This window comes from Sporosarcina sp. GW1-11 (assembly GCF_033088395.1).
GTDB lineage: Bacteria > Bacillota > Bacilli > Bacillales_A > Planococcaceae > Sporosarcina.
In genome coordinates this window covers 94,558-118,871 of the sequence record NZ_JAPMIW010000006.1, presented here as the reverse complement: position 1 = coordinate 118,871, position 24,314 = coordinate 94,558, and the positions used below count along the sequence as shown (strand labels likewise).

The following is a 24,314-nucleotide window of genomic DNA, read 5'->3' as shown; positions in this document are numbered from 1 at the left end:
TTGTCTCATGGCTTCGGCCGACCCCGCAGTTGTGCCTACGCTAATGAGTGCAGTGTAGTTTTGGTAGGCTTTGGAACATCATAAAATTCACTTTTAGAATTCAACGTACTATGCCACTTACTTCCCCTCACCAAACGAAGGCGCCTTATAAGCGGTAGGCGGAGCAATAAGACAGATAGGCGCTTTTCCTATCTGGCTTATTGCGGGAGCCATCCGCCAGCGCCGCAGTGGATTCAATGATCAACACCTGAGACTGATCTTCTCAATAATTCAAGCTTTGAAAAACCCAAACCCTACTATTCTAATTAGTATTGACTATTTTAAATTATCTGCTAAACTATAGAAAATATAACAAGTTAGCGGGGGGATGGAATGGTCACATTTGAATCGTGGAAGGAGTCTCCAGTGTTGCCGGAGTTTCCAATTGATTCTGAGACAAAAGGTGCTTCTGAAGTTTTGCAATGGGCTTATGATCATTACGGAGAAGAGCTTGTCTACGCATGTAGCTTCGGTATTGAAGGTATCGTCTTGCTTGAACTTATCTCGCGTGTGAAGCCTGATGCAAAAATTATCTTTCTAGACACCAACTATCACTTCAAGGAAACTTATGAAACGATTGAAAAAGTAAAGAAACGTTATCCGAAACTTCAGATTCATCTGCAACAACCGGCACTAACAATCGATGAGCAAACAAAACAATATGGCTTGGATCTATGGAAAACGAATCCGAATACATGCTGTGATTTGCGTAAGATCAAACCTTTAGAAGTAGCCATCGCACCTTCCACTGCTTGGATATCTGGTTTACGCAGGGAGCAATCCGAGAACAGAAAGTCAACAGAATATCTCAACCTAGATAATCGCTTTGAAAAAATTAAAGTATGTCCACTCATTCATTGGACGTGGAAAGATGTTTGGCGCTTCGTTCATAAACAGCAACTTGATTACAACGTACTTCACGATCAAGGATTCCCAAGTATTGGATGCGCAACATGTACGAAACCAGCTTTCACAGAAGAAGACATGCGGTCCGGACGCTGGTCTGGAAGCGGTAAGACTGAATGCGGATTGCATACGTAATTTTTTCATCCCTAAAACCTAGTATTTCAATATGACTTATAATATAAAAAGGATAGGTGTTTAAACAATGACAACGATACAACCTCATGGCGGCACTTTAGTAAATCTATATGATCCTACACTTTCAATCGAAGGGTTGAACAAAACAGTTTCGATTGATGCAACAGCAGTGAGCGATTTGGAACTAATTGCAACAGGCGCATACAGCCCCCTAACAGGATTTTTGAACGCTGAAGATTATCACTCCGTAGTAAATAATATTCGACTAGCTGATGGAACGGTTTGGAGTTTACCGATTACATTACCTGTAAAAGACCATTCACTTTATTCAGTGGGAGAAACGGTGCTACTAGAATACGAAGGAGCCATCTATGGAACGCTTGAAATCACAGATATTTTTGCTCCTGATCAATTAGAAGAAGCAGTAAAAGTATATAAAACGGCAGATCGCCAACATCCAGGCGTTGCGAAGTTATTAGACCGCGGGCATGTATATCTCGGTGGGCCGATTAAATTAATTAAACGAATTGAACAGAAAAACTTTGCGGAGTTTTATTTTGATCCAATTGAAACACGCCAAGCGTTTAAAAAGAATGGTTGGAAGAAGATTGTTGGTTTTCAAACACGGAATCCAGTTCACCGCGCACATGAATACATCCAAAAAACAGCACTTGAAATTGTGGACGCATTGTTGCTGAACCCTTTAGTAGGAGAAACGAAATCCGATGATATACCGGCTGATGTCCGAATGGAAAGTTATCAAGTATTACTGCGCGATTATTACCCAGCTGATCGTGTGAAATTAGCGGTATTCCCAGCTGCCATGCGCTATGCCGGTCCTCGTGAAGCTATATTCCACGCGCTTGTACGAAAAAATTATGGTTGCACACACTTCATCGTTGGACGTGATCACGCTGGAGTTGGCGATTACTATGGAACATATGAAGCACAAGAAATCTTCTCTAATTTCACGGCAGAAGAAATCGGTATTACGCTATTATTCTTTGAACATAGTTTCTTCTGTAAATCATGTGGCAATATGGCAACACCAAAAACATGCCCTCATACTAGTGAAAATCATGTGATTTTATCCGGAACGAAAGTACGGGAAATGCTGAAAAACGGCATTCTACCTCCGCCAGAATTTAGCCGTAAAGAAGTAGTAAATGTCTTGATCAATGGCTTAAAAGAAAAAGAACTGGTGAAATGAGGAGGAAATGATATGACAAAGAATATCGTCTGGCATGATCAACTGATATCCAAACAAGAACAACGCAAAAAAAACGGCCACCATAGTGCGGTTCTCTACTTCACCGGTCTTTCTGGATCTGGTAAGTCTACAATCGCAAATGCAGCTGCCCGCCGATTGCATGATTTGGGCGCTAATACGTATGTACTCGACGGAGACAATGTGCGCCACGGTTTGAATAAAGATCTTGGATTTTCCGATGAAGCAAGAAAAGAAAATATCCGTAGAATCGGTGAAGTTTCGAAGCTATTTATTGATAGCGGTCAACTTGTTTTCACAGCATTCATCTCCCCTTTTCAAGAAGATCGCGATAGCGTACGACGGTTAGTAGAAGAGGATGAATTTGTGGAAGTCTATATTAGTTGTCCTCTTGATGCTTGTGAACAGCGTGATCCTAAAGGTTTATATGAGAAAGCACGTGCGGGTGTGATTCCGGAATTCACAGGGATCTCATCACCTTACGAAGCACCTGTTACACCAGAGCTAACGTTGGAAACTGACAAATATACGGTAGAAGAATGTGTAGAGCAATTAATCGGCTACTTACGTGATAAAAAATGGATTAACTAACGGAATAACTGAGGAGTGATTGGAATGGGAAAAGTTTGGTTAGTCGGTGCAGGTCCAGGTGATCCTGATTTATTGACCGTCAAAGCAGTAAAAGCGATACAGCAAGCGGATGTGATTCTCTATGACAGACTGATCAATCAAGAGATTCTGCACTATGCAAAATCAGACGCAGAGTTGATTTTTGTCGGTAAGCTACCGAAGCATCATTTTGTACAGCAAGATATGATCAATTTTTTATTGGTCAAACACGCGAAGCTAGGTAAGCAAGTTGTTCGTCTAAAAGGCGGCGATCCATTTATATTCGGTCGTGGCGGTGAAGAAGCAGCGTTTGCGGTAAAACACCACATCCCATTCGAAGTGATTCCAGGCATAACGTCTGGAATCGCCGCTCCTGCCTATGCAGGTATTCCTGTAACACACAGAGATTACAGTGCTTCATTTGCGATTGTAACGGGTCATCGAAAAGAAGGTGTAGAAGAAGCTGAAAAGTGGCAGGCGCTTGCAAAAGGTATTGATACGCTTGCCATTTACATGGGAATCAGCAATCTTCCTTATATCCAAAAGCAATTGATTGACCACGGGAAAGATCCGAATACGCCTGTTGCCTTCATTCATTGGGGAACTACAGATGCACAACGCACAGTTACAGCGACGCTTAGTACGATGACTGAAACAGCGCATAAAGAAAATGTTGTTAATCCAAGCATGATTATCATCGGCGAAGTCGTCCGCTTACGCGATGAGTTGCAATGGTTTGAAGAGTCTAGTGAAGAACGCCGTCTACACGAGGCCATGGTATGAGAGCGATTCTATATATTTGCCACGGCAGCCGCGTAAAGAAAGGACAGCAGGCTGCTTTGGCATTCATCGAAAAGACTATGGAAACAAATGCTGCACCCATCCAGGAGGCTTGTTTCTTAGAGTTAGCTGAACCATCCATCGCTGAAGGAGTCACACGCTGTATCGAGCGCGGTGCAACAGAAATTGTAGCGATTCCATTCCTCCTTTTACGTGCAGGTCACGCCAATGTCGATATTCCATCTGAGTTGCAAGAAGTAATGAATAACTACCCCGAGATTCCTGTGTATTACGGAGATCCAATCGGTGTAGATCCGCGGATGGTCGATGTATTAATCGAGCGGCTACATGAAACGACGGAAGTGATTCCTCAAGACTCTACTATTCTACTTATCGGACGCGGTAGTAGTGATCCCGCGACGAAAGAAGATTTTTCTAAAACCCAACGCATATTCCAAGAGAAAACAGGCTTACAACATGTCAGTATCGGCTTTTTAGCAGCATGTGGACCTTTCTTTGAAGATGAACTCACGAGATTACTTGAAGCAAAGCCAACCAACCTATACATCCTACCGTATCTACTATTTACTGGTATTTTATTGAAAACGATTGAACGTACTGTTAAGAAACTAGAGACAACAACCGCGATTCATCTTTGTCCAGCACTTGGCTATGATCCAGCCATCCATGCGATTTTAAATGAAAGGGCCGATGAAGCAGCAGAAAGGAAGAGTGGACTGCATGTTCCCAATCATGCTTGAAAATTTGAAGGATTCTAAAGTAGTTATCATTGGTGGAGGCAATGTAGCCTATCATAAAATACTCAACTTACATCGCTTCGGCATTCATCCGATTGTTGTCAGTCCAGTATTCCACCCTTCTCTTTTGACTTTAGCAGAAGAAGGCACCATACAACTTATTCACAAGGAAGCGGACTGGAATGACGTAGCAAACGCTTTTCTAATATTACTCGTAACAGATAACGAACGTGTCAACGACCATCTAGCCGGACTATTAAAAGCCAATGGGAAGCTAGTCGTACATGCTTCTAACCCTTCTTTAGGAACTGCTCAAATCCCTGCCGTCACTACTCGGGGTAAACTGATCATCAGCGTGTCAACTAGCGGAGCTAGCCCTTCTTTAGCAAAGAAGATCCGTACAGAAATTGCGGAAACATATGATGAACGTTACGAAGACTACTTAGATTTTCTAGCGGATGTCAGGTTTTATGTGAAGCAACAAGTGGCAGATCGTTCAGAGCGTAGAAGTTGGTTAAAGGAAGCTATTGAACCGATTTACTTGCATAATAACGAAGAGCGCCAGACATTCCTCAACAAGCTACAACGCTCCTTCCCTATACAGACGGAACAACACATCCGCTAAGAGCCCATTCACTCTTAGCGGATTTTTGCAACTTCCAAAAGAGAAACGAAAAGCCTGTGTCTTGACTCTTAGGTAGCTGCTGTATAATTTCTACAAGAGAACCAGAAAGCGTACATCCTAGACTGCGCCCAAATACTAGTTTTCATCTAAAAACGAGCCACCTAGGTTTCCCCAAGCAGCTCGTTATCTTTTACACAGTATGGAAATTAGTTCCGTCTGTTGTTTCTGCAACGATGCCGGCACGGATGACAAAGTCTCCGAAGTGCTCACCATCATTACGTTCCTTCGCATATCGCTTCAATATCGGCCCTAGCTCAGACAAAATCTCTGCTTCACCAATATTCTCCCGATAGATTTTACTTAGTCGTTGTCCGGTAAAACCGCCACCCAAGTACATATTATACTTGCCTGGACCTTTTCCAATAAAGCCAAGTTCCGCTATTGCAGGACGTGCACAGCCATTCGGGCAACCCGTCATACGTGTAACGATTTCTTCATCGCCAAGGCCAGCTTCGTCAAGCAATCCTTCAATCTTCGTAATTAACGAAGGCAAGTATCGTTCTGCCTCTGCCATCGCTAACCCACACGTCGGTAATGCTACACAAGCCATTGAATTGCGACGTAGTGCTGATTGTTTCGAGGCATTCTCTAAATCATAACGTGCGATAATCTCTTCTATATCCTTCTTATTAGCAGCCGTCACATCACCAAGTACTAAGTTTTGGTTCGGACTTAAACGGAAGTCACCCGTATGAATTTCTGCGATTTCACGCAGTGCTGTCATCAACTTATAATTTTCTGTATCGCGAACGCGTCCATTCTCTATAAAGAACGTATAATTCCAGCGATCATTCGTCGCTTCTACCCAACCATAGCGATCCCCGTTATGATCAAAATGATACGGACGTGCTTCTTCAAGCTCCCATCCAAGACGGCTGTGAAGTTCTTCCACTAACCAATCTAGCCCGCGGGAATCGATTGTATATTTAAAACGTGCATATTTTCGTACAGAACGGTTACCATTGTCACGTTGAATCATCATTAGGTGTTTCGCTACTTCAACGACTTGATCGGCTGGAATATATCCAATTGGACGTGCAAGCTGAGGATACGTTTGCTCATCCCCATGTGCCATTCCCATTCCGCCACCTACTACTACGTTAAAGCCAACTAACTTTCCCTCTTCTGCAATCGCAATTAAACCAATATCTTGCGAGAAGACATCTATATCATTCATTGGAGGGACTGCGATTCCTATTTTGAACTTTCTTGGCAAATACGTAGCACCGTAGACCGGTTCTACTTCTTCGCCTTCTGTACTATCAATTACTTTTTCTTCATCCAACCAGATTTCATGATAGGCATTCGTCTTTGGTAATAAATCTTCGCTCAGTCGCTTAGACCACTCGTAGACTTCCGCATGAATGGGTGATTCATTTGGATTCGGGCTGCACATTACATTTCGGTTGACGTCCCCACAAGCTGCAATTGAATCCAGCAAAGCATCGTTCATTTCCTGGATATTCTTTTTCATATTCCACTTTAAAATTCCGTGCATCTGGAATGCTTGGCGTGTCGTCAATTTTAGTGTGCCATTACCATATTTATGTGCTAATCCATCCATAACTAGCCATTGTTTCGGTGTTGCGAAGCCCGCTGGTGTCCGCACGCGTATCATGAACTGATAAGCAGGCTCTAACTTTTGACGCTGTCGCTCTGTCCGTAAATCACGATCATCCTGCAAGTAACTACCATGGAATTTCATCAGACGGTTATCATCTTCAGGAATTCCTGAACTTAACGAATCAACCATCGTCTCAATCAAATTTCCACGTAGGTAATTACTTTCAATTTTAATTTCTTCTACATCACTTGGTGGTCCATCTTGTATGTGAACCGGCTTAGTTGTTGAACTCATTTCAGCAATCCCCTTTCCACTTGCTCAATATACGTCCCGTTGATAGCGTTTGTCTTGAATTAATTGTGTTATGAATTGCTCAGCTTCTTCGAGCGTCTTGTCGCCTTCTTGTTGAAGGATTTCAAGCAACGTAGCATGAACGTCTTTCGCCATGTTTTGCTCGTCTCCACAAACGTAGATTGTTGCGCCATCTTCAATCCATTGATACAGCTCTGAACTCGCTTGCTTCATCCGATGCTGTACATAAACTTTTTCATCAGTATCACGTGAGAATGCTACATCAAGACGTGTCAATGCGCCGTCCTTCACATAGTTCTGCCACTCCGTCTGATAATAGAAATCTGTCACATAATGTTGATCGCCGAAGAATAACCACGACTTGCCTTCCGCACCCGTTTCACTACGTTCTTCAATGAATGATCTGAATGGTGCAATGCCTGTTCCTGGACCAATCATGATGATTGGTGTTTCTGGATTTGCTGGTAGACGGAAGTTATCATTTTTATGAATATAAATTGGTAGTGTGTCACCAGGTTCAAGGTTTTCTGCACATTGAATAGAGCAAACACCTAGTCGGTCACGTCCATGGGCTTCATAGCGAACAACACCAATTGTTAAATGTACTTCATCGGGATTTGCTTCTAAACTACTTGCAATAGAATATAGTCTTGCAGGTAGCTTGCGTAAAATTCCTACAAATTGCTGCTCAGAAGCAGACAATGGGCCAAAATCAGCCAGTGCATCTAGTACATCACGACCATCAATATACGCTCGTAACTCCTCACTATTTTCTGGATCCACTAATTTCTTCAGTTGTTCTGATTCCGAATAATTCGTTAATTTTTCAAGCAATGATTTTGTCAATACCGTTATTTCAAAATGATTCAACAATGCGATACGTAACGCACGACGCTCACCTTGCGAATTAATTTCTACAGTTTCTTCTGGATTCCATCCACCCTTACCTATAATCTCATCGACTAACTCGGAATTGTTTTCAGGAAAAATCCCTACACTATCTCCTGGTTGATACGTTAACCCCGAACCTTCCAATGAAAGTTCCAAATGACGAGTCTCTTTATTGGACCCACGACCATTTAAGTTAATATTCTCTAAAACTTCTGCTCTAAACGGATTCGTTCGTGAGTATTGTGAAGAAGATGTACTCTCAACAGCTACAGTTGCCGCTGCAGATTGACTGCCCGTTTGAATTTGTAGGGATGCTTCTACTGCTGCTAGCCATTGCGCTGCCGGCTCATCGTAATCTAAATCACAATCAACGCGTGGAGCTAATGGCGTTGCGCCAAGTTCTGCAAGTTTCTGATCGAAATCAGCACCTGTCTTACAGAAAAACTCATATGAACTATCCCCAAGTGCAAGTACGGAATAATGCAGATGATCCAGCTTTGGTGCACGACGCCCATGTAGAAACTCGTATAATGGAAGCGCTGTGTCAGGTGGATCTCCTTCTCCATGCGTACTAACCACTACTAATAAATGCTCAATTTTCTTCAATGTATTCGGTTTGAAATCACTCATAGATTGAATAGTCACCTCAAAGGACTGTTCCTTCAACTTCGCAGCTGTTTGTTCCGCTACCCCTTGCCCATTTCCTGTTTGCGAACCATACAAAATTGTAATTTCTTTTACCGCAGTTGGTACTTCTATCGTTGGACGTTCTAGCACAGCGACAGCCGCATCCGCCGACGACGAAGCCCCCGCACTGACGGCTGTCAAATATCCACTAAGCCAACTTTGCTGTGATTCCGTAATACTCGGTAGCAAACGATTGAGCAATTCCACTTGTTCTTCACTAAACGGACTGTTCGTTACTTGTAACGCCATATTCATCACCCTCGCAAACTATTTTAGTATTCTCTTTTATTATCGTTTCATCAACAGCCAACTGACGATCTGTGATGACAACTATGTTAAAGATGATTTCATTGTATTATGATTAATCCTATTAGTCAAGTAGGTTTTTAGTTGAATAAAGCTGTTCACAGACTTTTTTGACAGATATAAAAAAGCAGATAGAGGATGCTTCCTTCTATATGATAAATATATTCATTAAAAAAATTAACGTAATCTCTATTCAAGCTAATTTTCGACTATAAAAATGAAAAATGTTATGATAGTTGTAACGTTACGTGATATCGCGACTACTAAGTAAAGATATGAAAGGAGGGCTTTAAGTGAAGAGGAAAATCAGCAAGCCGCAGTATACATTTCTAGAAAACGAGTTCAACTTTTTGCAGCAGCGGGGAATAATGGAGCCTGAAGATGCTAGAGATATACTAGCTCTTTACGAGCCAAGAGGATCAGCTAATTTCGTCAGAGTACTACTGGTATTCGGAGCTATACTCATAGGAATCGGTATATTAAGTTTCATCGCAGGCAACTGGGCTGGATTAACACCATTCTTTAAATTCGGATTAATTGTCATCGCGTTTATTCTATTTTATTTAGCTGGCTATAAGCTGGAGGAGAATTACGAAAAAACCGCACGCAGTATGTACTATATCGGAGCTGCTATTTATGGTGCAGGGATTTTTCTAATTGGCCAAAGCTTCCACCTCCAACATACAGTTTATACAGATTTTCTACTGTGGGCTATCGGAATCTTACCACTCGCTTATTATTTAAGGGATCAGTTGGTAGCTGTATTCGCTAGTGCATTTTTGATTATCTACAGCTTCTCCGCATTCAGTGCAGACGGCATCACTCCCTACTGGTTACTGCTATTGATTCCTGCATTGTTCTGGATGAATGAAAAGAGACTTGGAAGAAAAGGTTCTATATTCATCATGGGTGTTTTGCTAGCGACAGCTTTTGTCGTCAACTTATTAGAATCATTCGGAGTAGACGAATGGATTTCTATATTACTTGTATTTGCAGGTGGTGTACTGCTTGCGTTATTCCCATTCAAACAATATAAACCTGAATCGTATTGGATTGGTTCCATCCTGTTTGGTATCACAGGCATCATGCTAACATTCCCGTTTTCATGGAGAGAATTGGCGATTGAAAATACCGCACCTTATGTTTTCACTGCCCTTTTCGTGATCTTGTTGATTTACTTCCTGAAAAAAGATAGTCTACCTGCTATTCTCATTACATGTGCGTTAATCTACCGATACTATGCTGATATCACTTATGATTTTATGCCAAAATCTCTATTCTTCATCATCGGTGGATTGCTGTTAATCGGATTTGGTTTCTGGTTTGAAAAATCTCGGCGAGAGACGGTGAAGCGTCATGAAGAATAAACGAAATCTATTTCTTATCGCGCTGATTGCCCCCATCATACTTCTCGTATCGATGACATGGAAACCTTTGTGGACGTTGAATAAAGGAGAGACCATTTTATTGGAAACGATTCCTGTCGATCCCCGCGATATATTATACGGAGATTATGTCAGTTTACAGTTTGCAATAGAAGAGTTTGATAAAGAAGCAATCGACCCATCACTAGTAGAAAAGTTAGCATCTAAAAACTCAGGTAATCTAACGGTTTATGCTGTTTTGGAACGACAAGATAGTGGAGATCTTTACGGCTTAAAGACTGTAACAGCGAAAAAGCCGAATGAAGATTTATACTTAAAGGGAACAATGTATTATTACGGTGAACCCTATGATGGTGACCAGACTATCTATTACGCTGACTTCCTCCCCGACCGTTTTTATGTGTCGGAAAATACAGGGATGGAGTTAGAAAAATTATCCCAAAGAGGTCAATTACTCGCAGAAATGAAAGTCAAAGATGGCTTTGCGGTACTACAAGATATCCGACCAAAATAATATGCGCTTCAATTAAACATACTTTGTAAGCTTGAGATGAACTCTCAACTTACAAAGTATGTTTTTTTCTTTGTAAAATTACCAACTATACAACTACTATACCGCTTAGTTAGTAGGTATTTTCTCGTACTGTAATGAAACTGTAACTTCTTTTGATCATACGCACTATTCAAAACACCTATTTTTGATTATAATTTAATTAACTTAAAAAAGGAGCTGTAGCCGACCTTGAAGCCTATATCAAAGCTAGCATCTAAGATTTTACTCATAGTCCTTTTTGTCACGGCAATTGCTGCAGGAGTCACTTGGAACTATTTACAAGAAGCTGGTGGAAATGAAATCTCTTTTGCGGAGATGGAAAAATTGATTGCTTCACATTCCGGCGACGCTTTGTTACTGAGTGAATCAGCCGACGGAACACTTTCTGTCGCCATAGATAATCAAACGTATCTCACGAAGGTTCGTCCACAAAGTACACTAGTGGATGATCTAGTGCAAAAATATAATATATCCTATCAATATAAACCAGCGAGTTCAGCAACTGGTTGGATTATTAGTGGTCTCTTGTTCGCTTCCATGCTTACTTTATTTATCCTTCACAAGAAGGGAAAACTAAATATTGGAGCGTCAGGTATGAAACATCAAGCCTCAAAAGCTACACCACTTCCCGATATCACATTAGATGACATTGGCGGATTACCTTCGGAAATGAAAGATGAAATCCTACAAACGTTGGAAATCTTCAAGAACCCTAACATGGCAAAAGAAATGGGTATTGAATTACCTAAGGGAATTTTGCTTTATGGCCCCCCTGGAACAGGTAAGACATTATTAGCACAAGCGATGGCTAAAGAAATAGGTGCAACTTTCTATTCTTCTAGCGGTGCAGCATTCACTGAACTATTTGTTGGTGTCGGCGCGTCACGCGTACGGACATTATTCCAAAATGCGCGTAAACAAACACCTGCAGTCATCTTCATTGATGAAGTCGATGCGTTGGCTGGTAAACGAAAAGAACACGGCGGTGACGAGGCTGAAAAGACGTTAACGGAGTTACTCGTACAATTAGATGGTGGCAAAGACAATGACGGGGTGTTATTCATTGCAGCAACGAATAGAAAAGATATGCTAGATGACGCACTCTTACGTCCAGGCCGTATCGATTTTACATTCAATGTGCAATTACCAGATACAAAAGGTCGTCGAGAAATTATCGATATCCATACGAATGGTAAAACACTAGCACCAAATGTAGCTGCTTCATTAGATATGTTAGCAGATAGCACCTCTGGGTTTTCAGGTGCTGAAATTAGCGGGTTATTCGAAACTGCCAGTCGGCGTGCGATTCGTGAAGGTCGCAAGCTGATTGAGAAGCAGGATTTGGATTTCGCGATCGACCGTACAATCCTCGGAAATACGGCACGAACATTGAATGATCAAGAGACAAAGCGGCGCGTTGCTATACATGAATCAGGTCACGCGCTCATCGCAGCTATTACGAAGCCTGGATCGGTCAGAAAAGCGACTATCATTCCGCGCGGTCAAGCACTTGGCTACGTAGCACCGATTCAAAAAGAGCTACACTTATCGACTGCTAGCGAACTACTTGATCAAGTCAGCATGATTTTAGCGGGTGGAATTGCGGAACGACTTTATTTAGGTGAGCATAGTATCGGTGTCGGTGGCGACGTTGAACAAGCGAAAGACATTCTGGAGCGCATGGTCAATACCGGTCTCTTCCAAGAAGGTTTTTCACTCATTTTCAACAAAGCTGAAAAAGAAGAGAAAATGCAAATGCTCTTTAACCAAGCAGCTAAAAAGACCGAGACGTTAATCACAGAAAATGCGTATCAATTTGAAGAACTAGTTAATGCGCTATATAAGGAAGAAACACTAGAAGGCACAGAGGTACAACGGATCGTTGAGTTGCCTACTCCCAAAGAAACAGTAGTATTTATCTGATGAAATATGATAGAGGAAACAGCCATTTTTTTATAAATAGCCCATCTTCTTGCCAGGTATACATTCAGAAATTCCGGGCATCGTATAATAAAGGAGGTGGGTCAATTGGCTAAAGACGTATTATGCGAAGTAACGAACTGTAACTTTTGGGAATCGGGTAATAAATGTAGTGCAGAAGAAATTAGAGTCGTAACAAGAAAAGGTAAAAAAGCGAGAGACTCTGCTGAAACAGATTGTAAAACGTTCGTTCCTAAAGTTTGATCTACCGATGGACAGCCGAGCAATGATGCTTGGCTGCCTTTTTATTTAAGTACGGGTCGCCGCCTCATCGCTTCCCAATTAACTGCGATGACACTCAAAATAGCGACTAGACCACCAATCGTGGATAAACCACTTGGTAACTCTTGCAACCACACCCAAGCGACTAGAATGGCTACGACTGGCTCTACGTAAAGTAGACTTGAAACTGCTCCTGCATCCGCAATCGACAATGCTGTGGACCATGTGACATAGGCAATTGTCGCAGGAATTACACCCATATATACAGTCGCTACCGTCGCTTCAAGTGTCGCCCCTTGAATTTCACTGATTAAACCTGGTGTGAAGTACAGGAATGGTAATGTACCGGCCCAAGTAAAATAAGCTGTCAGTTCAATAGGTGTATAGCGTGTAAATAAAGGCTTTTGAAATACAAAGAAGAATGAAGTTGCTATAACAGCCACTAAGATGAACCATGCACCTACAGACACTTCCACGGCGCCTTCTGCACTTCCAATCGTGATCAATGCAACGCCAGCCAAGCCGATAGCCATACCAATCCAACCAAGCGGACTCATTCGTTCCTTCAAAAAGATCACTGCAATAATTGACGTGAAAATAGGTACTGTTGCGATAAATAAGCCCGCAGTGCCAGCAGACACTGTCTGTTCACCATAGGTCAAACCAAAATGGTATATACTAATTCCTGTCCAACCTAACAATAAAATCTTCCAAACATCGCGCCAAGCAGGTAAACGAATTTTTGTCCTCGGCCAAAGTGCATATAAAACAAATACTAATGACGCGACCATAAAACGTGTTAATACTAAATGTCCTGGAGAATATCCTCCAAGCAGACTAACACGAATTGCCGCAAAACTTGAACCCCATGCAACGACTGTAAATAACCCCAAATATAATGCTTTTCTATTCATAAGCGAACCTGCCTCTATTTCAAAATACTTTCTATACTATAGAAGCAAATTTACTTCAGTTTAAAAGTAGCCGTACAATGTGCAACCATTTCATCATTTTCATTAAATAGTTTTCCTTCTACTAACGCTGTGCTACGACTTCGGTTGATGACAGACGCTTTTGAATAGACTGCTTCTTGAATGACAGGCTTTAAAAATTGCGTTGCCATCTGAATAGTCATGACATCACTTGTCCCAAGAGATCTACATAACATACCCATTGTCGTATCTAAAATCGACATATACATTCCACCATGAATAGTACCACGCACATTATCATATTCTGGACGGTACGGTAAATATAATTCTACATCGCCTTCTTCTAATTTTTGCGTTTGCAAACCTGCAAACTTCCAAAATGGACTCGACTCAAAATCCTGTCGCACATTTTCTAAATAACCAACAGTTGTATCATTCATTCGATTACCTCCAAACGATTATCATATTTATTCTATACCATATCGCAATCGCGTTCGTAGGACAATTTATTGCGACGTGAAAAATTTGCGTTATCGCCATTCTTTTTTATATTTTTTAAGAGAAAAGGTTTGTTTTTTTGTCCATTTCATTTATAATGAAGACAATTTCATAAGTTTTTTAATTTAGGAAGAGTAAGACTGTGAGCATTTCGTCAACCCAATCACCTGTTATGTAATGGACTAGAGGTAGATCCTCTACACGTTTATATACAAGCAAACAGAGTAAAGGTCTCTCTCCAATCTGTCATGTTTGTGTATCTGCATGTCGATTGGAGAGAGATTTTTTTATGCGCATATTTTTTACGAGAACGAATAGAAAGGACGGATGTTAAGGTTGGAAAATAAGCTGAAGCTCTACGGCTTTAACAACCTCACAAAAACTCTTAGCTTCAACATTTATGATGTGAGCTATGCGAAAAGTCGACGAGAGCAAAGTGAGTATATCGCCTATATAGATGAGCAATATAATTCAGAACGATTAACAAAGATTTTATACGATGTCACCGAGATGATTGGTGCACATGTACTGAATGTTAGTAAACAAGATTATGATCCACAAGGGGCAAGCGTGACTTTGATGATTTCTGAGGAAAAGTTTCCTGCCTCACAGATTGATCCTTCTTGTAACCAAGGTGCGATTCCCTTTATACCTGAGAAAGATTCAGTCGTCAGTCACTTAGATAAAAGTCACGTGACCGTTCATACGTATCCTGAATACCATCCAGACAACTCCATTGCGACGTTCCGAGTGGACATAGATGTTTCGACATGCGGCGAAATTTCTCCATTGAACGCGTTGGATTATTTGATCGGTAGTTTTGACTCGGATATTATTACAGCTGATTATCGTGTTCGTGGCTTTACACGAGCGGTTGACGGAAGAAAATTATTTATGGATCATTCGATAACATCGATTCAAGATTTCATTGACCAGAAAACGTTGGAGAAGTATGATGCGATTGACGTCAACGTCTATCAAGCAAATATCTTCCATACGAAAATGCTTATTAAAGAAATTGACTTACAAGATTATTTATTCAATAAAGATGTATCAGAACTTCCACCGAAGGAACGGCTTCAAATCTCTCATAATTTACGAAAAGAGATGATTGAAATCTTTAGCGGTTCCAATGTCTATGAAAATGAGTGAGGCGAAAACCGTGACACTATCCCAACATCGCGTTCCAATTATGGAAGCATTGCAACAGTATCAAAAAGCCCGTGTCGTTCCGTTTGATGTGCCTGGACATAAGCATGGTCGGGGCAATAAGGAACTTGCCAATTTCCTTGGCGAAACCTGTCTGCATCATGATGTGAATTCCATGAAACCACTCGATAACTTATGTCACCCAGTTTCTGTCATTCGTGAAGCGGAAGAGTTGGCCGCTGACGCATTCGGTGCTAAGCACGCATTTCTTTTGGTTAATGGAACCACTTCAGCAGTCCAGGCGATGGTCATGACAGCCTGTAAAGCAGGCGAGAAAATCATCATGCCACGTAATGTGCATCGCAGTGCGATCAACGCATTAATTCTTAGCGGTGCTGTACCTGTTTACGTCAATCCCGGTGTCCAAGATGAACTAGGCATTCCGCTTGGCATGGCGGTGGATGAGGTCAAACAAGCAATTTTAGATCATCCCGATGCGAAAGCAATTCTGATTAATAATCCTACGTATTACGGAATCTGTTCCAATTTACAGGCGATTACTGATCTTGCGCATAACCATGGAATGCTCGTTTTAGTGGACGAAGCACATGGGACCCATTTTTATTTCAACGACAAGCTACCTGCTTCTGCCATGTCTGTAGGTGCAGACATGGCTTCTATCAGTATGCACAAATCAGGTGGGTCGCTAACGCAAAGCTCTTTTTTATTAATTAACAACGAAGTAAGCGAAGGCTATACACGCCAAATTATTAACTTGACCCAAACAACTAGCGGCTCTTATTTGCTTATGTCTTCTCTAGACATTTCACGAAAGAACCTCGCGTTGCACGGTCAAGAAATCTTCGATAAAGTCATTCAGATGGCACAATATACGCGTGACGAAATCAATAAAATCGATGGCTACTATGCGTATTCCAAAGAACTAATTAACGGAGATACCATTTTTGACTTTGATGAATCGAAACTATCGATCCATACGCGTCAAATGGGACTTGCCGGTATTGAAGTATACGATATTCTGCGTGATGAATATGATATCCAAATCGAATTTGGAGATGTAGCCAATATTCTTGCCTATATTTCCGTCGGAGACCGAACGCTCGACTTAGAACGTCTAGTCGCTGCTTTAGCGGAAATCAAACGCCGTTACAAAAAAGATCCAGCTTCATTATTTGATCATGAATATATCAATCCTGAAATTGTCCAAACACCGCAACAAGCATTTTATGCGGAGAAAGAAATCTTACACTTATCCGAATCTGCAGGCCGTGTAGCCAGTGAATTTGTCATGTGTTATCCACCTGGCATTCCGATTGTCGCACCCGGAGAACGCATTACAAAAGAAATCATCGACTACATCGACTACTGTAAGGACAAAGGGTGTTTCTTAACAGGTACAGAAGATCCCCAAGTCGAATATATCAACGTTGTAAGGGAGGATGACCGATGAATCTTTGGTACACCGAAGATCATTCACCACATGTTCGTTTTTCTATTCAAATAGAAGAACATCTCTACACTGGTACGAGTGAATTCCAAAAAATCGATATCTTTCAAACGATGGAATTCGGCAAGATTCTAACACTCGATGGCTATGTCATGGTGACAGAAAAAGACGAATTCATCTACCACGACATGATTGTTCACGTTCCTATGGCGACAAACCCTTCTATCGAAAAAGTTCTTGTGATTGGTGCAGGTGACGGCGGAACCGTTCGCGAACTAACAAGATATCCATCGATCAAACAAATCGACATGGTAGAAATCGACCAGCAAGTAGTGGAAATTTGTCAGAAGTACTTACAACAAACTGCTTGCCAGCTGACAGATCCTAGAGTAAATTTATATTTCGAAGATGGCTTGAAGTTCGTACGCCAGAAAGAAAACGCGTACGACTTAATCATTGTCGATTCGACAGATCCATTCGGTCCAGGAGAAGGACTATTCACAAAAGAGTTTTACGGCAATTGTTATAAAGCGTTACATGATGACGGTATTTTAGTGAATCAACATGAAAGTCCATTCTACGCAGAAGATGCACTTGGCATGCAACGTGCGCATAAAAGTATCACGGGCTTCTTCCCGGTTTCTAAAGTCTATCAAGCACATATCCCGACCTATCCTTCGGGTCACTGGCTCTTTGGATTTGCATCTAAGAAGTATGATCCTGTCGAAGATCTAGATGCTGATAAGTGGAATGCTCTCGGCTTAAAGACCAAATACTATAATCCAAAACTACATGTCGGCTCGTTCGCATTGCCGAACTATGTAAAGGAGCTATTAATCCATGCTGAATAAAAATATCGAAACATTTCTCGGCTTTGAAGCAGACTATGAAGATGCATCACTTGTTGTTTTTGGGGCACCTTTTGATTCCACGACATCGTTTCGACCTGGCACTCGTTTCGCTAGTAAAGTGATGCGCAGCGAATCATTCGGACTCGAGACATATAGTCCTTATCAAGACGCGGATTTAACGGATTACTCTTTATTTGACGGTGGCGATTTGGAACTAAGTTTCGGTAATACGGAGCGTGCGCTTGAGCAAATTGAACAGTTTACGAAACAAATTTTAGATGATGAGAAAATCCCCTGTATGATTGGTGGAGAGCACCTCGTCACATTAGGTGCTGTTCGTGCGGCTACAAAGAAGTATCCTGATTTGCATGTCATTCAGTTTGATGCGCATACTGATTTGCGTGAAGATTATTTAGACCAACGCCTGTCCCACGCAACTGTAATCCGTAGAATTTGGGATTTACTTGGGGATGGTAAAATTTATCAATACGGTATTCGTTCGGGCGATCGTCCTGAATTCGAATGGGCTGCTAAACAACATGTTTTCATGAATAAGTTTAATTTTGACGGACTTGAAAACACCGTAGCTAAGTTACAAGGTAAACCTGTCTATTTGACGATTGATCTAGATGTACTTGATCCTTCCGTATTTCCTGGCACTGGAACGCCGGAAGCAGGCGGTGTCAGCTTTTTGGAACTGCTACAAGCGATTCTCACCGTCAGCAGCTTGAATATAGTCGCTTGTGACATTAATGAGTTGTCCCCTGTCTATGATCAAAGCGGTGTCTCTACCGCTGTTGCTTGCAAAGTATTACGCGAATTAACAATCGCACTTAATAAAAAATAATAATCGGTGGTGTTCTTTAATGGGAAAAGCGTTAATTATCGGAGCTGGCGGGGTCGCTAGTGTAGTTGTGCATAAATGTTGTCAAGTACCGGATGTGTTTGAAGAAATTTGTATCGCAAGCCGGACGAAATCAAAATGTGATGCGTTGAAAGAAAAATTAGATGGCGGACGTACAAAAATCCAAACGGCACAAGTCGACGCAGATAATGTAGCTGAACTAGTCGCATTGATCAATGAATTCAAGCCAGATATCGTCATCAACGTAGCATTACCATACCAAGATTTAACGATTATGGACGCTTGTCTTGAGACTAAAGTAGACTATTTGGATACAGCGAACTACGAACCTCTTGACACAGCTAAATTCGAATATAAATGGCAGTGGGCATATAAAGAAAAGTTTGAAGAAGCAGGCATTACTGCATTGCTTGGTAGCGGATTTGATCCTGGTGTCACTGGCGTATTCTCAGCCTATGCACTGAAGCATTACTTCGATGAAATTCATACGATTGATATTGTCGATGCAAACGCAGGAGATCACGGCTATCCGTTCGCAACAAACTTCAATCCTGAAATTAATATCCGTGAAATTACAGCAAACGGACGTTATTGGGAAAATGGCGAGTTTGTTGAAACACAGCCACTTGAAATGAAACGTGTCTATGATTTACCTGAAATCGGACCTAAAGATGTCTACTTGTTGTACCATGAAGAATTAGAATCGTTAGCTAAAAATATTACAGGTATCAAAAAGATCCGTTTCTGGATGACTTTCTCTGAAAAGTATTTGACTCACTTACGCGTACTTGAAAATGTCGGTATGACATCTATCGAGCCAATCGATTTTGAAGGACAGCAAATCGTTCCGCTACAATTCCTTAAAGCTGTACTACCTGATCCAGCTTCTTTAGGACCACGTACAAAAGGAAAAACGAACATCGGCTGTATCTATCAAGGAACAAAAGATGGAGAGCCAAAAACATATTATGTTTATAATGTTTGTGATCACCAAGAATGTTACCGTGAAGTCGGCTCACAAGCGATTTCTTATACAACAGGTGTTCCGGCAATGATCGGTGCGATGATGATACTAACAGGCAAGTGGAAAAAACCAGGCGTCTTCAATATTGAAGAATTTGATCCAGATCCATTCATGGAAGCGTTGAATAAACATGGATTACCTTGGCATGAAGATTTCAATCCTACTTTGATTGACTGAGGAGATTATTATGAACTTTGATGTACAAGCAGTTCCTTCACCTAGTTATGTAGTCGATGAGCAATTACTCATCGATAATTTAGAAAAAATGAAATATGTTATCGACCAAACAGGATGTAAAATTCTACTTGCTCAAAAAGGTTTTTCGATGTTCGAAGTGTATCCGTTAATCGGACAATATCTTCATGGAGTAACGTCGAGCGGTCTACTTGAAGCACGACTTGGCTACGAAGAAATGGGCAAGGAAGTACATACGTACACACCTGCCTTTCATGAAGATGAGTTTGACGAAATCCTTCGCTTATCCGATCATTTAGTATTTAATTCATTCGCGCAATGGAACAAATTCAAAGATCGTGTACAGTCGAATGAAAAATCTATTGAATGTGGTATTCGGATTAATCCAGAGTACTCCGAAATCGAAGTCGATATGTATAACCCGTGCTTTACCTATTCAAGATTCGGCGTCACATTGGAGAACTTTGAACCCGATCAACTAGAAGGTATTAGTGGATTACATTTCCATACGATGTGCGAGCAAAACTCGGATACACTATGGCGGACCATCCAAATTATCGACGAAGAGTTCGGACCTTATTTACAGCAAATGAAATGGATTAACTTTGGTGGCGGTCATCATATTACTCGTCCCGATTATGATATCGAAACATTAATTCGCTCGATTCGTTTTATGCAAGATAAGTATGGTCTAGAAGTCTACTTGGAACCGGGCGAAGCTGTTGCCCTCAATACAGGCTTCCTTGTCGCAACAGTGCTCGATACGTTGCATAATGGTATGGATATTGCGATAGTGGACACATCGGCTTCCTGCCATATGCCAGACGTGCTGGAGATGCCATACCGTCCAGAAATCATCAACGCCGGTATGCCAAACGAAAAAGCCTATACGTATCGACTCGGTGGACCGACTTGCCTAGCTGGTGACGTCATTGGTGATTATTCATTTGATGCGCCACTTCAACCAGGTGATCGTCTTGTGTTTTGCGATATGGCTCACTATTCAATGGTAAAAAACAATACGTTTAACGGTGTGAATTTGCCGTCTATCGTCCTTCATACTGCTGATCAACAAATTAAAGTTGTTAAACAATTCGGCTATGAAGATTTCAAACAGCGACTATCCTAATAAAAGCCGATTCGCGTCTAGATGCGAATCGGCTTTTATTGCAATTGTATCAAATTATAACAAGTAAAATCCAATGCCCATAATCAAGTACGCGGCGAATAATATTAACCCTTCAAACCAGTTCGATTCACCGTCATGACAAATATTAACGACTAAGAGCGTGGCGGTAATCATGGCGATGAGCTCTGGCCACGTGAAGATGAGCGGCATCGCTTGCGGCATCATGAGAGAAATCAATACGAGCACAGGTGCAACGAACATCGCTATTTGTAAAGTTGAGCCAATCGCAATCTCAACGGAAATATCCATTTTATTTTTCATTGCCAGCGTAATTGCAGATGAGTGCTCGGCTGCGTTTCCTACAATTGCTACTATGATGACACCGATAAATAGCTCCGTCCAACCAAACTTTTCACCTAATGTACCGAATGTATGCACAAGCTTCTCAGAAACAAATGCTACCGCTACTGTGGAAAGCAATAACACGATCATAGCCTTCTTTTTCGTCCATTCAGGTACTTCTTCCGTTTCATGATTTTCGGAGCTGTAGACCCCTCGATGAGTAAATAATTTAAATAAAAGACCTGCCAAATAGATAAGTATTAATATTATTGAGATTCCAATACTGAGATTCAGCCCTGTTTGCGTATCCATTGTCACTGAAAATACTTCCGGTATCACAAAAGCTACAACGACCGCAAAAATCAGTAGCGCAGAGTTAAAACGCGCATCATAGATACTGAAATTTTGACGCTTGTGTTTCAGCCCCCCTGCAAAAAACGATAAACCAAGTACAAGAAGTAAGTTCCCTAAAACCGAACCTGTCAAAGAAGCTAATACAATTCCAATCAAACCAGCTTTCAACGTAAATATAGAAATAATAAGTTCTACTGCGTTACCAAACGTTGCATTGAGCAAACCACCGATTCGCGGACCGCTGACAATAGCTAAGCTTTCCGTTGCTCTCCCGATGAATGCAGCTAGTGCAATGATACTAATACAACAAAGTACAAAAATCCATATGTCTGACCACTTTAAATAGGAACCGATCAACACTAACGGTACACCTATAAATGCCATGGCTGTGAATATCTTATTCAGTTCCTCCACCTCATTTCTATTCATTTTGTTATATCGTTCCCTTATTTTCTATCGAACAAACTGCCGTGACAAAATTATTTTGCATATAAAAAGACTGCACCGTATAGGCACAGTCCATAGTTATGAATGATTAACCATTCGTTTTTCCGAATTGTTTTGCATAGATTGCTTCAATCGCCACATAGTATTCTGTTGCTAACGTTTCAACAATCTCTTTTGTTGTTTCACAATTATCTAAAGATGTTACGCCTTGACCTACAGACCAAATATCACGCCAAGCTTTTGCATCTATCATCTCAGAAAGATCTACTTCGTCTTTTGATTTTAATTTACTTGGATCAATTCCTGTATTAATCAAACTTGACACCAATACATTGACTGGCACTCCACTGAATGCGTCTGTGTACAAAATATCTTCTGCAGTCGAATTCAACACCATTTGCTTATATTCGGTTGAAGCTGCACTTTCATCTGCTGCTAGGAAACGTGTGCCAAGATAAGCATAGTCTGCACCCATCATTTGTGCCGCAGCTACGTCTGCTCCTGTGGACATCGCGCCCGCTAAAATAATTGTACCGCTATAGAACTTCTTAACTGTTGCGATGAATGCAAATGGACTAAGCTCCCCCCTTGTCCACCAGCTCCTGCGCAAACTAAAATTAATCCATCAATACCAGTTTGTGTCGCTTTCTTCGCATGGTTAATATGTGCAACATCTGAATAGACAAGTCCGCCATACTGATGAACAATTTCTACTACTTCCCCCGGATGTCCAAGCGAGGTGATGACAATAGGCGGTTCGTATTTACGAATCCATTCTAACTCGTCTGCGTATCTCGTATTTTGTGTTTTATGCCAAATAAAATTCACAGCCCACGGTGCATTGTCGATACCGTCTTTTACTTCTTGTTACCAGTCTGCACACACTTCCATAGGTCTCGCGTTCAGTAACGGAAACGATCCGATTACGCCAGCTTCGCCAGATTCAATGATCATTTTCGGTGTATGTACTAAAATCATCGGTGCTACGATAACAGGTAGTTTGTTCATCATTCAACTTCCTCTCTCTTCAATTCATACTAGTATACCAATATACTTTTGGAGCTGCGACATTATTCGGAATAAGAAAAACCTTTCCAGGAATATTTACTTGGAAAGGTTAGATTGTGAACAAAGTGAATGGGTGTAGGAAGGATACCGTTTCGCTACGTTTCAGGCGGACGCATTCGGGAGGGCCCACGGTGAGCAAACCTTCGCTGCGCTCTTTGGCTGTCTCACCTGTCAGGCTGATCCTCCCTGAGTCGCCGCCTTGCACTTCGTTTCACTAGTGCTTATTCCTGAAGTTAGTGAGTGGAACATTCAGCTTTTGACTTGTTTTTTCATTTGAACTAAAAGAGTAAAGACCTGATATCTAGTCACTTGATAACTACGATGGAGTATCAAACTACTTGTAGTCTTAGTATAGGATTGAAGCGAAAGAAGGGGCGACTCCGAGAGGATCAGCGTGCGTCTTGAGACCCCACAGGTTGCGAGAGCCGTTGCGAAGTACGGCTTTTGCAACTAAAAGCGAAGCGTTAGGAGCATAGCTACCTAAATTTCTGCAAAGACTGCAGAAATTAAGGCCAAGCCCATAGGACAAGTTTCCCCTTCTGAAGCGTAAATCCCGAACCACTTACCGACTATCAATTATCAACTCTTCATTTTTGGATCGAGTGCATCGCGTAAGCCATCGCCCATTAAGTTAAATCCTAGAACGGTCAGCATAATCGCAAGTCCCGGGAAAATCATCGTCCAAGGTGCGTTTTGGAGATAGTCTTTCGAGTCCGCTAACATTTTTCCCCACTCCGGATAAGGTGCTTCTGCACCGAGTCCAAGGAATCCGAGTGCTGCAGCTTCTAAAATAGCAGTCGCGATCGCAAGTGTTCCTTGTACGATAACGGGTGCCATCGAGTTAGGTAATATATGCGAAAACAAAATTCGAAAATCCTTCATTCCTATCGCCTTCGCTGCGGTAATATATTCATCTTCTTTAATACTTAGCACTTTGGATCGAATCAGCCGT

General features: G+C 41.5%; 25 protein-coding genes. 16 read left to right on the top strand and 9 right to left on the bottom strand.

What is annotated here, in order from left to right:
- The first annotated feature begins 372 nt into the window (after positions 1–372).
- The 6 genes from ORD22_RS06115 (at position 373) to ORD22_RS06090 (ending at position 5,080) form a co-directional block, all read left to right on the top strand.
- A complete protein-coding gene (locus ORD22_RS06115) occupies positions 373–1,080 on the top strand; it encodes a phosphoadenylyl-sulfate reductase (RefSeq protein ID WP_317645042.1) in 708 nt (235 codons plus the stop codon).
- Between the two features lie 67 nt (positions 1,081–1,147).
- Positions 1,148–2,290, top strand: a complete 1,143-nt coding sequence (gene sat / locus ORD22_RS06110; protein ID WP_317645041.1) for a sulfate adenylyltransferase — start codon at positions 1,148–1,150, stop codon at positions 2,288–2,290.
- A 12-nt stretch (positions 2,291–2,302) separates the two neighbouring features.
- Positions 2,303–2,899: an adenylyl-sulfate kinase gene (gene cysC / locus ORD22_RS06105; RefSeq protein WP_317645040.1), complete on the top strand. Its 597-nt coding sequence runs from the start codon at positions 2,303–2,305 to the stop codon at positions 2,897–2,899.
- 24 nt (positions 2,900–2,923) lie between these two features.
- The gene (gene cobA, locus ORD22_RS06100) at positions 2,924–3,700 is read left to right on the top strand and encodes a uroporphyrinogen-III C-methyltransferase (RefSeq protein WP_317645039.1); all 777 of its coding nucleotides are present in this window, start codon (positions 2,924–2,926) and stop codon (positions 3,698–3,700) included.
- Positions 3,697–4,458: a sirohydrochlorin chelatase gene (locus ORD22_RS06095; protein WP_317645038.1), complete on the top strand. Its 762-nt coding sequence runs from the start codon at positions 3,697–3,699 to the stop codon at positions 4,456–4,458. Before cobA ends, ORD22_RS06095 begins: the two co-directional genes overlap by 4 nt.
- The gene (locus tag ORD22_RS06090) at positions 4,451–5,080 is read left to right on the top strand and encodes an NAD(P)-dependent oxidoreductase (RefSeq protein ID WP_317645037.1); all 630 of its coding nucleotides are present in this window, start codon (positions 4,451–4,453) and stop codon (positions 5,078–5,080) included. The genes ORD22_RS06095 and ORD22_RS06090 overlap by 8 nt, the downstream gene beginning before the upstream one ends.
- 190 nt (positions 5,081–5,270) lie before the next feature.
- Here the strand turns inward: ORD22_RS06090 and cysI are convergent, their stop codons facing one another.
- Together cysI and ORD22_RS06080 are read right to left on the bottom strand one after the other, a co-directional pair.
- Positions 5,271–6,998, bottom strand: a complete 1,728-nt coding sequence (cysI, locus tag ORD22_RS06085) for an assimilatory sulfite reductase (NADPH) hemoprotein subunit (RefSeq protein WP_317645036.1) — start codon at positions 6,996–6,998, stop codon at positions 5,271–5,273.
- Positions 6,999–7,022: 24 nt separating this feature from the next.
- Positions 7,023–8,843, bottom strand: coding sequence for an assimilatory sulfite reductase (NADPH) flavoprotein subunit (locus ORD22_RS06080; RefSeq protein WP_317645035.1), 1,821 nt, complete (start codon positions 8,841–8,843; stop codon positions 7,023–7,025).
- Between the two features lie 350 nt (positions 8,844–9,193).
- Between ORD22_RS06080 and ORD22_RS06075 the strand changes: the two genes are divergently transcribed.
- The 4 genes from ORD22_RS06075 to ORD22_RS06060 all read left to right on the top strand — a co-directional run bounded on the left by ORD22_RS06075 (position 9,194) and on the right by ORD22_RS06060 (position 13,022).
- Complete coding sequence (locus ORD22_RS06075) at positions 9,194–10,267, top strand: DUF2157 domain-containing protein (RefSeq protein ID WP_317645034.1); 1,074 nt, start codon at positions 9,194–9,196, stop codon at positions 10,265–10,267.
- A complete protein-coding gene (locus ORD22_RS06070) occupies positions 10,257–10,799 on the top strand; it encodes a GDYXXLXY domain-containing protein (protein ID WP_317645033.1) in 543 nt (180 codons plus the stop codon). Before ORD22_RS06075 ends, ORD22_RS06070 begins: the two co-directional genes overlap by 11 nt.
- Positions 10,800–11,027: 228 nt before the next feature.
- Positions 11,028–12,761 (top strand): AAA family ATPase, encoded by a 1,734-nt coding sequence (locus tag ORD22_RS06065; protein WP_317645032.1) that lies wholly within the window; start codon positions 11,028–11,030, stop codon positions 12,759–12,761.
- 105 nt (positions 12,762–12,866) lie between these two features.
- Positions 12,867–13,022 carry a DUF1540 domain-containing protein gene (locus ORD22_RS06060; protein ID WP_317645031.1) on the top strand — a complete coding sequence of 52 codons (156 nt, stop codon included), beginning with the start codon at positions 12,867–12,869 and terminating at the stop codon, positions 13,020–13,022.
- 41 nt (positions 13,023–13,063) lie between these two features.
- Here the strand turns inward: ORD22_RS06060 and ORD22_RS06055 are convergent, their stop codons facing one another.
- The gene (locus ORD22_RS06055) at positions 13,064–13,954 is read right to left on the bottom strand and encodes a DMT family transporter (RefSeq protein WP_317645030.1); all 891 of its coding nucleotides are present in this window, start codon (positions 13,952–13,954) and stop codon (positions 13,064–13,066) included.
- A 50-nt stretch (positions 13,955–14,004) separates the two neighbouring features.
- Positions 14,005–14,412: a PaaI family thioesterase gene (locus tag ORD22_RS06050; RefSeq protein WP_317645029.1), complete on the bottom strand. Its 408-nt coding sequence runs from the start codon at positions 14,410–14,412 to the stop codon at positions 14,005–14,007.
- 385 nt (positions 14,413–14,797) lie between these two features.
- On the opposite strand from ORD22_RS06050, the gene speD reads away from it, so the two are divergent.
- From speD to nspC, 6 genes are read left to right on the top strand one after another with little or no spacing between them, the layout of a single operon-like run.
- On the top strand, positions 14,798–15,622 hold the full coding sequence (gene speD, locus ORD22_RS06045; RefSeq protein WP_317645028.1) for an adenosylmethionine decarboxylase: 825 nt from the start codon (positions 14,798–14,800) through the stop codon (positions 15,620–15,622).
- Positions 15,603–17,090, top strand: coding sequence for an aminotransferase class I/II-fold pyridoxal phosphate-dependent enzyme (locus ORD22_RS06040; protein WP_317645027.1), 1,488 nt, complete (start codon positions 15,603–15,605; stop codon positions 17,088–17,090). Before speD ends, ORD22_RS06040 begins: the two co-directional genes overlap by 20 nt.
- Positions 17,087–17,938, top strand: a complete 852-nt coding sequence (speE, locus tag ORD22_RS06035; RefSeq protein WP_317645026.1) for a polyamine aminopropyltransferase — start codon at positions 17,087–17,089, stop codon at positions 17,936–17,938. The genes ORD22_RS06040 and speE overlap by 4 nt, the downstream gene beginning before the upstream one ends.
- Entirely contained in the window at positions 17,928–18,785 is an 858-nt protein-coding gene (gene speB / locus ORD22_RS06030; protein ID WP_317645025.1) for an agmatinase, read from the top strand. The genes speE and speB overlap by 11 nt, the downstream gene beginning before the upstream one ends.
- A 19-nt stretch (positions 18,786–18,804) precedes the next feature.
- Positions 18,805–20,004 carry a saccharopine dehydrogenase family protein gene (locus tag ORD22_RS06025; RefSeq protein ID WP_317645024.1) on the top strand — a complete coding sequence of 400 codons (1,200 nt, stop codon included), beginning with the start codon at positions 18,805–18,807 and terminating at the stop codon, positions 20,002–20,004.
- A gap of 10 nt (positions 20,005–20,014) precedes the next feature.
- Entirely contained in the window at positions 20,015–21,151 is a 1,137-nt protein-coding gene (gene nspC / locus ORD22_RS06020; RefSeq protein WP_317645023.1) for a carboxynorspermidine decarboxylase, read from the top strand.
- A gap of 54 nt (positions 21,152–21,205) precedes the next feature.
- Here the strand turns inward: nspC and cax are convergent, their stop codons facing one another.
- The 5 genes from cax to ORD22_RS05995 all read right to left on the bottom strand — a co-directional run.
- Positions 21,206–22,276: a calcium/proton exchanger gene (cax, locus tag ORD22_RS06015; protein ID WP_317645022.1), complete on the bottom strand. Its 1,071-nt coding sequence runs from the start codon at positions 22,274–22,276 to the stop codon at positions 21,206–21,208.
- Positions 22,277–22,382: 106 nt separating this feature from the next.
- On the bottom strand, positions 22,383–22,904 hold the full coding sequence (locus ORD22_RS06010; RefSeq protein WP_317645021.1) for an NAD(P)H-dependent flavin oxidoreductase: 522 nt from the start codon (positions 22,902–22,904) through the stop codon (positions 22,383–22,385).
- The gene (locus tag ORD22_RS06005) at positions 22,814–23,122 is read right to left on the bottom strand and encodes a nitronate monooxygenase family protein (protein ID WP_317645020.1); all 309 of its coding nucleotides are present in this window, start codon (positions 23,120–23,122) and stop codon (positions 22,814–22,816) included. The genes ORD22_RS06010 and ORD22_RS06005 overlap by 91 nt, the downstream gene beginning before the upstream one ends.
- 39 nt (positions 23,123–23,161) lie before the next feature.
- Entirely contained in the window at positions 23,162–23,305 is a 144-nt protein-coding gene (locus tag ORD22_RS06000; RefSeq protein WP_317645019.1) for a hypothetical protein, read from the bottom strand.
- Between the two features lie 636 nt (positions 23,306–23,941).
- A partial coding sequence (locus ORD22_RS05995; RefSeq protein ID WP_317645018.1) for an ABC transporter permease occupies positions 23,942–24,314 on the bottom strand: 373 nt, incomplete at its 5' end.